The 13,893-nt window shown below is 71.1% G+C and carries 16 protein-coding genes and 1 riboswitch; of the genes, 12 read left to right on the top strand and 4 right to left on the bottom strand.

What is annotated here, in order from left to right; genetic code table 11:
- Positions 1–50 precede the first annotated feature (50 nt).
- On the top strand, positions 51–275 hold the full coding sequence (locus YWW_RS0109410; protein ID WP_051325624.1) for a type II toxin-antitoxin system VapB family antitoxin: 225 nt from the start codon (positions 51–53) through the stop codon (positions 273–275).
- A 119-nt stretch (positions 276–394) separates the two neighbouring features.
- Here the strand turns inward: YWW_RS0109410 and YWW_RS29360 are convergent, their stop codons facing one another.
- Entirely contained in the window at positions 395–832 is a 438-nt protein-coding gene (locus tag YWW_RS29360; RefSeq protein WP_051325591.1) for a thermonuclease family protein, read from the bottom strand.
- A 154-nt stretch (positions 833–986) separates the two neighbouring features.
- On the opposite strand from YWW_RS29360, the gene YWW_RS0109400 reads away from it, so the two are divergent.
- The 4 genes from YWW_RS0109400 (at position 987) to purH (ending at position 5,308) form a co-directional block, all read left to right on the top strand.
- Positions 987–2,270, top strand: a complete 1,284-nt coding sequence (locus YWW_RS0109400; protein ID WP_026929923.1) for a cell division protein PerM — start codon at positions 987–989, stop codon at positions 2,268–2,270.
- Between the two features lies 1 nt (position 2,271).
- Entirely contained in the window at positions 2,272–2,910 is a 639-nt protein-coding gene (gene purN, locus YWW_RS0109395) for a phosphoribosylglycinamide formyltransferase (protein WP_051325590.1), read from the top strand.
- A 7-nt stretch (positions 2,911–2,917) separates the two neighbouring features.
- A complete protein-coding gene (locus YWW_RS29355; RefSeq protein ID WP_051325589.1) occupies positions 2,918–3,487 on the top strand; it encodes a VanZ family protein in 570 nt (189 codons plus the stop codon).
- A gap of 63 nt (positions 3,488–3,550) precedes the next feature.
- Positions 3,551–3,716, top strand: a riboswitch (ZMP/ZTP riboswitch).
- Between the two features lie 26 nt (positions 3,717–3,742).
- On the top strand, positions 3,743–5,308 hold the full coding sequence (purH, locus tag YWW_RS0109385; RefSeq protein WP_051325588.1) for a bifunctional phosphoribosylaminoimidazolecarboxamide formyltransferase/IMP cyclohydrolase: 1,566 nt from the start codon (positions 3,743–3,745) through the stop codon (positions 5,306–5,308).
- 135 nt (positions 5,309–5,443) lie between these two features.
- Here purH and YWW_RS33945 read toward each other — a convergent pair whose 3' ends face one another.
- The gene (locus tag YWW_RS33945) at positions 5,444–5,794 is read right to left on the bottom strand and encodes a hypothetical protein (protein ID WP_051815581.1); all 351 of its coding nucleotides are present in this window, start codon (positions 5,792–5,794) and stop codon (positions 5,444–5,446) included.
- A gap of 233 nt (positions 5,795–6,027) precedes the next feature.
- Between YWW_RS33945 and YWW_RS0109375 the strand changes: the two genes are divergently transcribed.
- A complete protein-coding gene (locus YWW_RS0109375; RefSeq protein WP_245595387.1) occupies positions 6,028–6,318 on the top strand; it encodes a TFIIB-type zinc ribbon-containing protein in 291 nt (96 codons plus the stop codon).
- 10 nt (positions 6,319–6,328) lie between these two features.
- On the opposite strand, the gene YWW_RS29350 is transcribed toward YWW_RS0109375, so the two are convergent.
- Complete coding sequence (locus YWW_RS29350; RefSeq protein WP_245595386.1) at positions 6,329–6,928, bottom strand: 2'-5' RNA ligase family protein; 600 nt, start codon at positions 6,926–6,928, stop codon at positions 6,329–6,331.
- A gap of 13 nt (positions 6,929–6,941) precedes the next feature.
- Positions 6,942–7,958, bottom strand: coding sequence for a tryptophan--tRNA ligase (gene trpS / locus YWW_RS0109365; protein WP_026929918.1), 1,017 nt, complete (start codon positions 7,956–7,958; stop codon positions 6,942–6,944).
- 121 nt (positions 7,959–8,079) lie between these two features.
- Between trpS and YWW_RS29345 the strand changes: the two genes are divergently transcribed.
- From YWW_RS29345 to YWW_RS0109335, 6 genes are all read left to right on the top strand, one after another.
- Positions 8,080–8,910 (top strand): DeoR/GlpR family DNA-binding transcription regulator, encoded by an 831-nt coding sequence (locus tag YWW_RS29345; protein WP_051325587.1) that lies wholly within the window; start codon positions 8,080–8,082, stop codon positions 8,908–8,910.
- A 22-nt stretch (positions 8,911–8,932) separates the two neighbouring features.
- A complete protein-coding gene (galT, locus tag YWW_RS0109355; RefSeq protein ID WP_245595385.1) occupies positions 8,933–10,075 on the top strand; it encodes a galactose-1-phosphate uridylyltransferase in 1,143 nt (380 codons plus the stop codon).
- Positions 10,076–10,125: 50 nt separating this feature from the next.
- On the top strand, positions 10,126–11,043 hold the full coding sequence (gene galE / locus YWW_RS0109350) for a UDP-glucose 4-epimerase GalE (RefSeq protein ID WP_425402688.1): 918 nt from the start codon (positions 10,126–10,128) through the stop codon (positions 11,041–11,043).
- A gap of 34 nt (positions 11,044–11,077) precedes the next feature.
- Positions 11,078–12,214, top strand: coding sequence for a galactokinase (galK, locus tag YWW_RS0109345; protein WP_051325622.1), 1,137 nt, complete (start codon positions 11,078–11,080; stop codon positions 12,212–12,214).
- An 82-nt stretch (positions 12,215–12,296) separates the two neighbouring features.
- Positions 12,297–12,638, top strand: a complete 342-nt coding sequence (locus tag YWW_RS0109340) for a hypothetical protein (protein ID WP_026929914.1) — start codon at positions 12,297–12,299, stop codon at positions 12,636–12,638.
- A 158-nt stretch (positions 12,639–12,796) separates the two neighbouring features.
- The gene (locus YWW_RS0109335; protein ID WP_155830060.1) at positions 12,797–13,876 is read left to right on the top strand and encodes a BMP family lipoprotein; all 1,080 of its coding nucleotides are present in this window, start codon (positions 12,797–12,799) and stop codon (positions 13,874–13,876) included.
- Positions 13,877–13,893: the final 17 nt, after the last annotated feature.

The following is a 13,893-nucleotide window of genomic DNA, read 5'->3' as shown; positions in this document are numbered from 1 at the left end:
GGATTGTTCGTGGAATTTGCGGCGTCGGCGAGCCGTGACAGAATATGGCCGTGCCAACGCTCAACATACGCACCGACGAGGCGACGGAGAAGGCTCTCCAAGCGCTGACCGCGAAGGGCCGCACCAAGACCGAGGCGGTCCGCTACGCACTGTTGCACACCTATCGCGACGAACTGATCAAGCAGGCTCGCGAGGATGCCGAACGACTCGCCAACGACCCCGATGACCGCGCCGAAATGCTCGCGATTCAGCGCTACATGGGAGTCTCGGAGTGATCTTCAGGGGTGCGATCTACGAAATCAACCCCCCAAGAGCGGCCTCAGGCCGTGAGCAACAAGGCCGACGATACGGTCTCTGAGGCGCGGCGTCGCGAACGAGCACGGCCGGAGCCGGCCTAGTCCAGAGCCGGGGAGGCCCACATGCCGCGCTTCTCGGCCTTCGCGAGACGCTCGGCCTTGCGGAGCGTGTCGCCGATGACCAGTTCCTGGTGGCGCAGGATGTAGGTGTGCGCCATGCCTTCGGCGACGGCGAGGACGGCGTAGTTCATGCCGTTCTCCATGACCACGTGCGCGAGCAGCCGGTCGTACTGGTCGTAGGCCGGGTCGCCCGGGTCGGTGAACAAGTGGACGGTCCGGCCCTCGAGCTTGCGCTTGGCGTACGCCTTCGCCTCGGCGCCCCAGTCCTCCTCGGCCCTGAAGCCGCCCGACTCGGGGGAGTTGATCCCCATGATGCGCACGCGGGTCTTCTCGCCGCCGATGACGGCGCGGAACGTATCGCCGTCCACCACCTCGTACGCCTCGGCCGTCGCGAAGAAGTCGCCGGGACCCTCCATGTCAGTCTCCACTCTCTCGCCCGGCCGCACCGCGCGGCCGCGTCTGCCGACCCATCCTCGCATTCGCCGTGCGAGGGCGGGGGACTCGCATCGGGCGTTCCGGCGGCAGCGCTGGTGCCCACCGCCCGAGCCGTCCTATGACAGACTGATCGGCGTGAAGGAGCGAGCGCACACGTCCGCCGCCGCGCAGCGGGACACGGTGGCCGTCGACCCCGCGAAGCGCCCGGCGGGCCCCCGTCGGCCCCGCGCCCTGCTCGCCTCGGCGGTCGCCACCGTCCTGTGGTGCGCCACCGTCGTCTACACGCCGATCCTGGTCCTGGTCATCCTCGCGTGGTGGCTCGCCGGGCGCGTCGGCGACGTGTCCACCGTGGTCGCCGCCGCCGGAGTCGCCTGGATCGCCGGGCACGGCGCCGGCGTCGACATCGGCGGACTCCACCTGACGGTCACCCCGCTGCTGATCACCGCCGTCCTCGCCTGGCGGCTCGCCAAGGCCGCCGCCGCGACAACGCGCGCGATCGGCGGGAAGGACGCCGCCGCCGTCCGGGCCGCCGCCGGAGCCGTCTCGATCCTCTATATCGGACTCACCGCGGGCGTGGCGGCGCTCGTCTCCATCGGGCCGTTCGCCGTCTCGGTGCCGCGCACCCTCGCCTGGACCGCGCCGTTCGCCGTCGCCGCCACCGCCTTCGGCGCCGCCCGCGAAGCGGGCGTGCTCCCCTGGGACCGCTCCTCGGTGTGGCTGCGCCGCGGCGTGCGCACCGGATCGCTCGTCGTCGGCGCCCTGCTCGCCTTCGGCTCGGCCGCCGTCGGCGTCGCCTTCGCCGTGCGCGGCTCCGCCGTGGCCGACACCTTGGCGCTCTACGGCTCCGACGCCTGGGCCGTGGCCCTGCTCAGCCTGCTCTACCTGCCGAACCTCGCCGTCTGGGCCGTCGCCTACCTGTGCGGGCCCGGCTTCGCCGTCGGCACGGGCACCGCGGTGCAGGCCGAACTCGTCGAGCTCGGGCCGCTCCCGGCGTTCCCGGTCTTCGCGGCCGTCCCCGCCGGTCCGCTCCCCGCCTCCGCGACGATCCTCATCGGACTCCCGCTGATGCTCGCGTCCGTGTTCGGGGTGCTGCTGACGTACCGCTCGCCCGACCTGCGCGTCCCGCGCGTCACCACCGCCGCGATCCTCGCCGCGGCGGTCGCCGCCGCGCTCCTGGCCGCCCTGGCGTGGCTCTCCGGCGGCGCCGCCGGCACCGATCTGCTCGCCGAGATCGGCCCCGACGCGTGGAAGGTGGCGGCCTTCGGCGGCGTCCAGATCCTCATCGGCCTGGTCGGCGCCGCGCTCGTGGCGCGCCTGTTCGCCGTCCACCGCCGCGCCGCCGAATCCGAGCTGGTGCGCAGGGACACGGTCGTCATCCCCGAACCGGCGCCGAGCCGCGACGACGCGTTACGGTACTGATGTGACCACTGCTCCGACCGACGGCTCGCAGGCTTCGCCGAAGCCGCTCGTCGTGCTCGTCTCCGGCTCCGGCTCCAATCTCCAGGCGCTCATCGACGCCTGCCGCGACCCCGGATACGGGGCCCGGATCGCCGCCGTCGGCGCCGACCGCGACGGCACGCTCGGACTCAAGCGCGCCGAGGACGCCGGGATCCCCACGTTCGTGCGCAAGGTCCGCGACTACCCCGACCGCGACGCCTGGGACGCCGCCCTCACCGAGACCGTCGCGTCCTACGGGCCGGACCTGGTCGTCTCGGCCGGGTTCCTGAAGCTGTGCGGCCCGCGCTTCCTGGAGGCCTTCCCCGGGCGCTACATCAACACCCACAACTCGCTGCTGCCGGCCTTCCCCGGCATGAACGGCCCCGGCGAGGCGCTCGCCGCCGGCGTGAAACTCGCCGGAGCGACCCTGTTCATCTGCGACTCGGGCGTCGACACCGGCCCGATCATCGCCCAGACCGCCGTCCCGGTGGAGGACGACGACACCGTGGAAGACCTCACCGAGCGCATCAAGGAGGCCGAGCGAGCCCAGCTCGTCGACTCGGTCGGCCGCATGGTCCGCGACGGCTGGGCCGTCGAGGGCCGCCGGGTCCGCCTCGGCTAGACCCCGCATGGACCCCTCGAACCCCCTGGCGATCAACGCCCTCGAATCGGCGACCGTCGTCGTCTCGATCGCGCTGCTGCCGCTGATGGCGCTGCTCGTGTGGGCGATCGCCGCGTTCAGGATCCGCGCCGGACGCGAGCGGAGGGAGAGCTGGCGCGATGCGATCGCCGAGGTCGGCGCCGTCGCCGGGACGCTGCCGTGGCTGCTGCTCGTGCTCACCCCGAGGGACGGCGAAGGGGCCGTGCAGCTCGTCCCGCTGGTCGACCTCGCCGAACTGGCCGCCGCCGACCCGCGCACGATCGTCGAGCAGCTCGTCGGCAACCTCATGCTGTTCGCCGCCGCCGGGTTCTTCACCCCGATCCGCTTCCGCATCGGGCCCGGCGCCGTCGCGCTCGGGGCCGCCGCGGGCTGCCTCGCCGTCGAGGCGGCGCAGTACCTGTTCGGCACCGGCCGGGTCGCCTCGGTCGACGACGTCCTGCTCAACACGCTCGGCGCGGTCCTCGCCGCGCTCGCCTCCCGGCCCTGGTGGCGGAATCGGCAGATCGCAGCGCCCGCACCGGTCCGGTCGAGCGGGTGACGGCGGTTCACTTGCACGGGTCGCTCGGCCGCCGCTGTCCGGGATCGGTTCGGCGTGTTAGCCTCGAAGCGTCGCGACTGGCGCAGGACGTCGACAGCGCAGGTCTCCCGTGGCACGGACCGGGCAGCTCGTTGTTGAGGGGAGACCCTGGAGACGTTCGCAGGTGGAGCACCACCGGGGAGCGGCACTGCTGAACCTGCTACTGCGGTCGAACGCCTGGGCCGCAGTCATTCAACGATCCAGGAGCAGCATTCCGTGAGTGACGCATCCGTGTCCGCGCAGCCCAAACCCATCAGGCGAGCCCTCGTCTCGGTCTTCGACAAGACCGGCGTCGTCGAACTGGCCGCAGACCTCCACGCCGCAGGCGTCGAGCTCGTCTCCACCGGCTCGACCGCGGCCCGCATCAGCGAGGCCGGCATCCCGGTGACCAAGGTCGAAGACCTCACCGGCTTCCCAGAGATCCTCGACGACCGCGTCAAGACCCTCCACCCGAAGGTCCACGCCGGGCTCCTCGCCGACGTCCGCAAGGGCTCGCACCGCGAGCAGCTCGCCGAGCTCGACATCGAGGCCTTCGACCTGCTCGTCGGGAACCTCTACCCCTTCGCCCAGACCGTCGCCTCCGGCGCCGGCTTCGACGACATCGTCGAGAAGATCGACGTCGGCGGGCCCTCGATGGTCCGCGGCGCCGCCAAGAACCACGCCAACGTCGCGGTCGTGGTCGACCCGGCCGACTACGAGTGGATCCGCACCGCCGCGAACGCGGGCGGCACCACCGCCGAGCAGCGGCTCCGCCTCGCCGCCAAGGCCTTCGCGCACCTGGCGACCTACGACGCGACCGTCGCGACCTGGCTCGCCGAGCAGGCCGGGGACGAGGCGCTCCCCGACTTCCACGCCGTTCCGGCGGCCAAGCTCGCCGACCTGCGCTACGGCGAGAACCCGCACCAGGGCGCCGCGCTCTACGACGACCCGCTCGCCCCGGCGGGGCTCGCGCAGGCCGAGCAGCTGCACGGCAAGGCCATGAGCTTCAACAACTACACCGACGCCGACGCCGCCTGGAGGGCCGCGCACGACTTCGCCGAGCCGTGCGTGGCGATCATCAAGCACGCCAACCCCTGCGGCATCGCCGTGGGCGCCTCGATCGCCGAGGCGCACCGCCGCGCCCACGAGTGCGACCCGGTGAGCGCCTTCGGCGGCGTCATCGCCGCCAACGGCGAGATCGACGCGGCGGCGGCCGCGCAGATCGCCGAGGTCTTCACCGAGGTCGTCGTGGCTCCGGCCTTCAGCGAGGAGGCCGTGGAGCTGCTGACGAAGAAGAAGAACATCCGGCTGCTGCGCGCGCCCGCCTGGGAGCCGTCGCGGCTGGAGCTGAAGCCGATCTCCGGAGGCGTGCTCGCGCAGCGCCCCGACCGGATCGACGCCGAGGGTGACGCCGCCGCCCAGTGGCGGCTGGTCACCGGCGAGCCCGCCGACGAGGCGACGCTCGCGGACCTGGAGTTCGCGTGGCGGGCGGTGCGGTCGGTCAAGTCGAACGCGATCCTGCTGGCGCAGGGGAGCGCCTCGGTCGGCGTCGGCATGGGCCAGGTGAACCGGGTCGACTCGGCGAGGCTCGCCGTCGAGCGGGCGGGCGACCGCGCCAAGGGCGCCGTGGCTGCCTCCGACGCGTTCTTCCCGTTCCCCGACGGGCTGGAGATCCTCACCGGAGCCGGAGTGAAGGCCGTCGTCCAGCCTGGAGGATCGGTCCGCGACGAAGAGGTCATCGCCGCCGCGAAGCAGGCCGGAGTGACCATGTACTTCACCGGGACGAGGCACTTCACCCACTAAAGGCGCAGTACCCACTGACGAAGGAAGTGGGTGAAGCAAAAACGCAGCCCCACTGAGGCGGGAAGTGCGGGAGGCAGCAGCACGGCGCGGCCCCGGTCGAGTTCTCTCGACCGGGGCCGCGCCGCCGCGTCGGTGCTAGGAGGCCCAGCTGAGGCAGGAGTTCGGCAGGTAGCCCCACTCGTCGCCCGCGTAGTTCACATAGGCCCACAGGTCGGTGGTCGACCCGCAGGCGGTGTAGGACTCGCCTTCGACCAGCGAGCATTCGGCGGTGTACGTCCGGCCGGCGACGACGGCGCCGACCGTGCCGTCCGCGGTGCCCGGTGAGGCCCAGACGGACCGGTTCTCCTCGGCCACTGCCGAGCAGGCCGCGGTCGCGTCGGCTGTTTCCGCAGACGCGGACGGAGCGGCGGAGGCGGAGGCGGCGAACGTCGCGGAAAGCGCCAGCCCCGCGCCAAGGGCCATGAGCGCCATCAGGAATCGCTTCACTGTTTCTCTCCCATTCGATGTCATGCCGTGGGGGTGGCCCACGACACCGTGACGCTTTCACGGACCATGCCCCGATGTCGACGGAAGAATCGCTTTAGTCAGCTTTCTTACATATTTGAGCGGCCGCGGCCCGCGTCGGTGGTGCTGCCCAGCGCGTATTGAAGCTGGTCACACGGCGTGACGGCCGGTATCTTGGCAGCATGGATATGCTGTGCCCGAAATGTCATAATTTGATGCGGCGTTACGAGCGCAACGGCGTCGTGGTCGACCAATGCACCGAATGCAGCGGCATCTTCCTCGACAAGGGAGAACTGGAGCACCTCGTCGACGGCGAGGTGGCGTTCAACCGGCGTGCCGCGGCGGCACCGCCGCCACCGCCGCCCCCCGGTTACGGCCGGGACCCGTACTACGACGACCGCCACTATGACGACCGGCGTTACGACGACCGCCGCCGCTACGACGACCGGCATTACCGCAAGCGCCGCCGCCGGAACTTCTTCGACGAGCTGTTCGACTTCGACTAGCCCCGCACCGCTACCCCGCGAGGAAGCGGAGCACGCGCTTGGGCGTCCACGGCGTCGCCGTCCCGATCGGGCTGTCGACCGTGCCGTGCGTGTAGAGCGTGAACGAGTCGACCTCGAACTGCGCCTCGAAGTCCACCAGCGCCCGGAACGTCCGGTCCAGCGCCTCCTTGCCCACGTCCTGCGCCACCGTCACGTGCGGGTGGTAGGGGAACCGCGGCTCCCTGGGCCTGATGGGCCCGTTCCGGATCGCCGACTCGAGCTGCTCGCACACCGCGATCCCGTCGACGACGGCCACGAACACCACCTCGGTGACCGGCCGGAACGAGCCGGTGCCGCGCAGGTGCAGCTCGAACGGCCGCATGTTCGCGGCCAGGTCCTCCAGGTGGTCTTCGAAGGGGCCGAGCGAGTCGGCCCCGATCACGGTGGGGCCGAGCAGCGTCAGGTGCGCGGGCACGACGCCGCCGAGCTCGTCGCCCGAGGCGATGCGGGCGCTGTCGAGCTTCCGCCGCCACGGCTGCGGCACGGGGATCGCCACGCCGACGGTCACGCCCCGCCCCAGGCCGAGCGCGTCGACGGAGTCCTCGGACGCCCCGTCCCCCGACCGGTCCACTGACCCGTCCCCGCTAGTTCGCCACTGGGGGGTAGAAGCCGACCTTCTTGTACGCCTTGGCGAGTGTGCGCGAGGCGACGGCGCGGGCCTTCTCGGCGCCCTTGGTGAGGAGCCGGTCCAGCTCGGCCTTGTCGTCGAGGTACTCGCGGGTGGCCCGGGCGATCGGCTCGAGGCTCTCGGCGACGAGTTCGGCCAGGTCGGACTTGAAGTCGCCGTAGCCCTTGCCCCGGTACTCGTCCTCGAGCTTGTCGATCGCGGTGCCGCTGAGCGCCGAGTAGACGACGAGCAGGTTCGAGACGCCCGCCTTGTTCTCGGCGTCGTAGCGGACCTCCGCCTCGGAGTCGGTGACGGCGCTCTTGATCTTCTTGCGCATCTGGTTCGGCTCGTCGAGCAGGTTGAGGCACCCGCGCGGGCCCGAGGACGACTTCGACATCTTCTTCTCGGGCTCGGTGAGGTCCTTGATCGTGGCCGTCTCCTTGAGGATGTACGCCTCGGGGACGGTGAACGTCCGCCCGTAGGTGTTGTTGAAGCGCGCGGCCAGATCGCGGCTGAGCTCGAGGTGCTGGCGCTGGTCCTCGCCGACCGGCACCCGGTCGGTCTGGTAGAGCAGGATGTCCGCCGCCTGGAGCACCGGGTAGGTGAACAGGCCCACGGTTGTGCGTTCTTGTTTGGCGGACTTGTCCTTGAACTGGGTCATCCGGGAGGCCTCGCCGAAGCCGGTCTCGCAGCCGAGGATCCAGTTCAGGAGCGCGTGCTCGGGCACCTGGGACTGGATGAACAGCGCCGAGCGCTCGGGGTCGACGCCGAGCGCGAGCAGCTGCGCCGCCGAGGTCCGGGAGCGCTGGTGCAATACCTTGGGGTCATGGCTGACGGTGATCGCGTGTTGGTCGACGACGCAGTAGAACGCGTCGGAGGTCTCCTGGAGTGCCACCCACTGCCGCAGCGCGCCCAGGTAGTTCCCGAGGTGGAATGAGTCCGAGGTGGGCTGGATCCCCGAGAAGACCCGGGGCTTGCTGTCTGCGGTGGTCATGGCTCGATTCTGTCATCCGGGCCCGACACGCGGCCACCCGGTATTGCGGGACGGGCCAAAGTGATGTTTAATTGTGTTGGATCTTGAGTATTCTGCTCTCGAAGCGAAGGAGCCACCGAAGATGCTGGCGCAGCAGCGACAGAGCCGGATCGCCGAGCGCGTCCACCGGACCGGAGCGGTCCGCGTGGCCGAGCTCGTCGAGGAGTTCGGCGTGTCCGACATGACCATACGACGCGACCTGGAGACCCTGGCCGAGCGCGGACTGGTCGCCAAGGTCCACGGCGGCGCGACCGCGGTGGACTTCGGCTCCACCTCCGAGCCCGGCTTCGCCGTCAAGCAGGTCCGCCAGGAGGCCGAGAAGGAGGCCATCGCCGAGGCCGCGGCCGGCCTCGTCGGCCCCGGCCAGGCCATCGCCCTGTCCGCCGGGACCACGACGTGGACCCTCGCGCACCGGCTCACCGACGTCGCGGACCTGACCGTGGTCACCAACTCGGTGCCCGTCGCCGACGTCTTCTACCGCTCCGGCCGCTCGGACCAGACCGTGATCCTCACCGGAGGCGTCCGCACCCCCTCGGACGCCCTGGTCGGGCCGTTCGCGGTCGCCTCGCTCGAGCGGGTCAACGTCGACACCGTCTTCCTCGGCGTCCACGGCATGTCGGCCCGCGCCGGGTTCACCACGCCGAACCTGCTCGAGGCCGAGACCGTCGCGACCCTCGCCGAGAAGGGCCGCAGGCTCGTCGTCGTCGCCGACCACACGAAGTTCGACGTCGTCGGGATCGCCACCATCGCGGCCCTCTCCGACGCCGACGTCATCGTCACCGACGCGCGCCTCGACGAGGAGGCCCGGCGGATCCTGAGCGAGCACGTCGACCAGGTCGTGCTGGCGCCCACGCCCGTCGTCGCCCCGCCCGCACCCCAAAGCCGCGGGAGCTCCGCTCCCGCCTCCAGATGAGGACCCGAGAAGAGAGGGCAGCGTGAGCGAACTCCGCGTGTACACCGAGACCGGCGGCCTCGCCGACGGCCGCCAGGTGATCTACTTCAACACCGCTCCCGACGCCGGGCGGGCGTCCTTCGCCGACAAGCGCGACCTCGGCGAGCGGGCCGAAGCGGGGCAGCTGCGCTACGACCCGCTCCGCGACGAGTGGATCGCCGTCTCCGCCGGGCGCAACGCCCGCCCGCAGCTGCCGGTCGCCTGCCCGCTGTGCCCCTCCGAGGGCCACGAGCTCACCGAGATCCCCGCCCCGGACTACGAGGTCGCCGTCTTCGAGAACCGCTTCCCGAGTTTCGGCGGCGCAGCCGCTGAAACCAGCATGCACAGCGGGGGGACGCAACCGGAAGGGAGCGGCACGACCGCGCCCCAGAGCGGCGAGCCTGGCCTGGAGATCAGCGTGCCCGCCACCGGCCGCTGCGAGGTCGTCTGCTTCTCCTCGGAGCACGACGCCTCCTTCGTGGACCTGAGCCCCGAGCGCGTCGAACTGGTCGTCCGCGCGCTCGCCCAGCGCACCGCCGAGCTCTCCGCCCGCGGCGACGTCGCCCAGGTCTTCTGCTTCGAGAACCGCGGCGTCGAGATCGGCGTGACCCTGCACCACCCGCACGGCCAGATCTACGGCTACCCGTACGTCACGCCCCACACCCGGGCCCACCTCGACGCCGCCGAGCGCCACCGCGAGGCCACCGGTCAGAACCTCTTCGGCGACATCCTCGCCTCCGAGCGGTCCGGCCCGCGCGTCGTCGCCGCCAACGAGCTGTGGACCGCGTTCGTGCCCTACGCCGCGCGCTGGCCCTTCGAGGTCCACCTCTACCCCCACGAGCGCTTCGCCGACCTCGCCGAGCTGCCCGACGAGTACATCGAAGCGCTCGCGCCGCTGTACCTGGAGGTCCTGGCCCGCTTCGACGGCGCCTTCGAAGGCTCGGGGCCCATGCCGTACATGGCCGGCTGGCACCAGGCGCCCGTGGGCGAGCACCGCGACCTCGCCTGGCTGCGGCTCGAGATCGTCTCCACCCGCCGCGCGGCGGGCAAAGTCAAGTTCCTGGCCTCCTCGGAGTCGGTCATGGGCGGTTTCGTCAACGACCTCGGCCCCGAGAAGGCCGCGCAGATATTGAGGGATGCACTGTGAAATACCTCGTCACCGGCGGCGCCGGATACATCGGCTCCATCGTCGCCACGATGCTGCTCGAAGACGGGCACGAGGTCGTCGTCCTCGACGACTGCTCCACCGGGGCCGCCGAGCGCGTCCCCGCCGGAGCCGAGCTCGTCCGGCGGCCCGTCCAGGCCGCCGCCGACGTGCTCGACGGCACCTTCGACGCGGTGCTCCACTTCGCCGGGCTCATCGCCGCAGGCGAGTCCATGCAGAAGCCCGGCCTCTACTGGGAGGCCAACACCACCGGGACCTTCGCCCTGCTCGAGGCCATGCGCGAGGCGGACGTGAAGACCCTCGTGTTCTCCTCCACCGCGGCCGTCTACGGCGACCCGACCGAGATCCCGATCCGCGAGGACGCCGTCAAGGCCCCCACCTCCACCTACGGGGCCACGAAGCTCTCCAGCGACATGGCGATCCAGTCCGAGGCCACCGCGTACGGCCTCGCCGCCGTCAGCCTGCGCTACTTCAACGTCGTCGGCGCCTATGAGGACCGCAGCGGTGTCTGGCACGGCGAGAACCACGAGCCGGAGACCCACATCATCCCCATCGCGCTCGAGGCCGCCGCCGGGAAGCGCGAGCGCATGGTGCTGTTCGGCGACGACTACCCGACCAAGGACGGCACCTGCGTCCGCGACTACATCCACGTCGCCGACCTCGCCGACGCCCACCTGCTCGCGCTGCGCGCCGCCGAGCCCGGCGAGCACAAGATCTACAACCTCGGCAACGGCAACGGCTTCACCAACAAGGAGGTCGTCGAGACCGTCAAGCGCGTCACCGGCGCCGACTTCCCCGTCGTCGTCGAGGGCCGCCGCCCAGGCGACCCCGCCGAACTCGTGGCCTCCTCGGAGAAGGCCGAGAACGAACTCGGCTGGAAGCCCAGCCGCGACTCACTCGACCGCATGGTCGCCGACGCATGGGAGTACTACCGGCATGCCCACGCCTGACGCCCACCACCACTCGGACCAGAACGGCCTCGCCATGCCGGACACGCACGCGGCAGAACTGGCCGCCACCGCCGAGGAGGTCTTCCGGACCCAGTTCGGGGCCGCGCCCGAAGGGGTGTGGGCCGCGCCCGGCCGCGTCAACCTCATCGGCGAGCACACCGACTACAACGAGGGCTTCGTCATGCCGTTCGCCCTCCCGTTCTACGCCACGGCCGCCGCCGCGAAGGCCGAGACCTGGGAGTTCCACTCCACCCACGGCGGCGGCGAGATCGTCCGCTCCGAGTCCGCCGACGGCGTCGGCGGCTGGGCCGCCTACCTCGCGGGCGTCGCCTGGGCGATGAACGAGGCCGGATACGAGGTCGGCCCCGCCCGGATCGCCATCCACTCGGACGTGCCCCACGGCGCGGGCCTGTCCTCATCGGCCGCGCTCGAATGCGCGGCGCTGCTCGCGCTGGCCGATCTCCACGGCCACGCGATCGACCGGGCCGAGGCCGCCCGCATCGCCCGCCGCGCCGAGAACGAGTACGTCGGCGCCCCCACCGGCATCCTCGACCAGTCGGCCTCGCTGCTGTGCGAGGAGGGGCACGCCATGTTCATGGACTGCCGCGACCTCTCGCGCGAGCAGGTGCCGTTCCGCCTCGAAGACGAGGGCCTGACCATGCTCGTCATCGACACCCAGGCCCCGCACCGCCACGCCGACGGGGAGTACGCCTCCCGCCGCGCCGACTGCGAGGAGGCCGCCAGGCTGCTCGGCGTGGCGTACCTGCGCGACGCCCCCGCCGACGCCCGCCTCGACGACGACCGGCTGAACCGGCGCCTGCGGCACATCCTCACCGAGAACGAGCGCGTCCTGGAGACCGCCCGGATCCTGAAGGGAGGCTCGGTCGCCGGGATCGGCGAGCTGCTGACCGCCTCGCACGTCTCGATGCGCGACGACTACGAGATCTCCTCGGTCGAGCTCGACTCGGCCGTCGACGCCGCCCTCGGCGCCGGCGCGCTCGGGGCGCGCATGACCGGAGGCGGCTTCGGCGGCAGCGCGATCGCCCTGGTCGAGACCGCCGCCGCGCCGAAGACCGAGGCCGCCGTGCTGGAGGCCGCCAAGGCCGCCGCCCTGCCGAGGCCGCGGATCTTCGCCGCCCGCGCCGCCGCCGGAGCGCACCGCGTGCGCTGAGCGGCGCGGTCCTTGTGGACCCCGGCCCGTCCGGCGGCGGCCAGAGCCGAGCCGGGCGGGCCCCTCTGCGATACTCCCGAGTATGGATTTCGTCGAGCTGCTCCTGCGCTACCTGCACCTTCTCGGTTTCGCCGCCGTCGTCGGCGGCTGGTTCACCGCCTGGCTCTCCAAGCGCTACAAGATCAACACCGCGATGCTGTACGGCATCGCCGCGCAGCTGGCCACCGGCATCGTCCTCTACGGTCTGGCCGGGGAGGACGCGAACCACGCCAAGCTCGGCGTCAAGTTCCTCCTCGCGCTGCTGCTGGCCGTCATGATCGCCGTCCCGTGGTGGAAGAAGCGCAAGACCGTCGCGCCCGGGCACTTCTGGGCGATCGGCGGCATGGCCCTGGTGACCGCCGGCGTGGCCGTCTTCTGGTCGTGATCGCAATCGAAACGGCACGAGGCTGAAACGCCTGTTCGCAGGTGGTCTCAGTCATAGGATGTTTCGATAACGACTTGATCAAAGTGACTGTCAATGAACGGTCCCGGCGGCCATGATTAGGCGCGATGGGATCACCTGAACTGTCGAAGGAGACGAAGATGGCTGTGAAGCCGTACAAGCTGGCCCTGGCGGGCGTGGCCGCCACGGGCCTGATCACCCTCACCGCTTGCGGCGAAGCCCCCGAAGAGGGCTCCGGCGACGACGCCGAGGCCTCGTTCCAGGCTTGCATGGTCACCGACTCCGGCGGCGTCGACGACAAGTCCTTCAACGAGTCCTCCTGGGCCGGCATGAACGACGCCGCCGAGGAGAACCCCGACATCGACGTTGACTACAAGGAGTCCTCGAACGAGTCCGACTACGACCCGAACCTTCAGGCATGGGTCGACGACGGCTGCGACTTCATCGTCGGCGTCGGCGGCCTGATGACCGAGAACGTCAACACCGCCGCCACCAACAACCCCGACATCCCCTTCGCGACCGTCGACGGCTTCTCCGAGGTCGAGAACGTCCACTCGATCCAGTTCGACACCGCCCAGTCGGCCTTCCTGGCCGGCTACCTCGCCGCCGCCCAGACCGAGACCGGCACCGTCGCCACCTGGGGCGGCGCGAAGATCCCGCCGGTGACGATCTTCATGGACGGCTTCGTCCAGGGCGTCGCCTACCACAACGAGGCCAAGGGCACCGACGTCCAGGTCCTCGGCTGGGACCCCGAATCCCAGGAGGGCACCTTCACCGACGACTTCGAGGACACCTCCGCCGGCAAGAGCCTGAGCGAGACCTTCATCTCCCAGGGCGCCGACATCATCCACCCCGTCGCGGGCCCCGCGGGCACCGGCGCGGTCACCGCCGCCGGCGAGAACGAGGGCGTCAGCGTCATCTGGGTCGACGTCGACGGCTGCGAGTCCCTGCCCGACGACTGCTCGGTGATCCTCTCCAGCGCCGAGAAGGGCCTGGCCGTGGCCGTCAAGGACGCCGTCCTGGCCGCCTACGACGGCGAGGTCGGCGGCTCCTACACCGGCACGCTCGAGAACGGCGGCGTCTCGCTCGCCCCGTTCCACGAGTTCGAGGACGCCGTCTCCGAGGAGACCAAGACCGAGCTCGAAGAGATCCAGCAGCGCATCATCGACGGCGACGAGTCGCTCGGGCTGAACTCGCCGTCCTCGCCCGCCGCCTCCTAGCCGGGACCCGAAGGACG

The sequence above is a fragment of the Glycomyces tenuis DSM 44171 genome (assembly GCF_000427885.1).
Taxonomy (GTDB): domain Bacteria; phylum Actinomycetota; class Actinomycetes; order Mycobacteriales; family Micromonosporaceae; genus Glycomyces; species Glycomyces tenuis.
The sequence above is the reverse complement of the archived record's forward strand: the minus strand, read 5'-3'. Positions and strand labels throughout refer to the sequence as shown.

Excerpts from the sequence above, each read along its gene's own strand:
- YWW_RS29360 (WP_051325591.1), bottom strand. The coding sequence starts at position 832 with ATGGAGGGTCCCGGCGACTTCTTCGCGACGGCCGAGGCGTACGAGGTG.
- YWW_RS29355 (WP_051325589.1), top strand. The coding sequence starts at position 2,918 with ATGGACCCCTCGAACCCCCTGGCGATCAACGCCCTCGAATCGGCGACC.
- YWW_RS0109375 (WP_245595387.1), top strand. The coding sequence starts at position 6,028 with ATGCGGCGTTACGAGCGCAACGGCGTCGTGGTCGACCAATGCACCGAA.
- trpS (WP_026929918.1), bottom strand. The coding sequence starts at position 7,958 with ATGACCACCGCAGACAGCAAGCCCCGGGTCTTCTCGGGGATCCAGCCC.
- YWW_RS29345 (WP_051325587.1), top strand. The coding sequence starts at position 8,080 with ATGCTGGCGCAGCAGCGACAGAGCCGGATCGCCGAGCGCGTCCACCGG.
- galE (WP_425402688.1), top strand. The coding sequence starts at position 10,126 with ATGCTGCTCGAAGACGGGCACGAGGTCGTCGTCCTCGACGACTGCTCC.
- galK (WP_051325622.1), top strand. The coding sequence starts at position 11,078 with ATGCCGGACACGCACGCGGCAGAACTGGCCGCCACCGCCGAGGAGGTC.
- YWW_RS0109340 (WP_026929914.1), top strand. The coding sequence starts at position 12,297 with ATGGATTTCGTCGAGCTGCTCCTGCGCTACCTGCACCTTCTCGGTTTC.
- YWW_RS0109335 (WP_155830060.1), top strand. The coding sequence starts at position 12,797 with ATGGCTGTGAAGCCGTACAAGCTGGCCCTGGCGGGCGTGGCCGCCACG.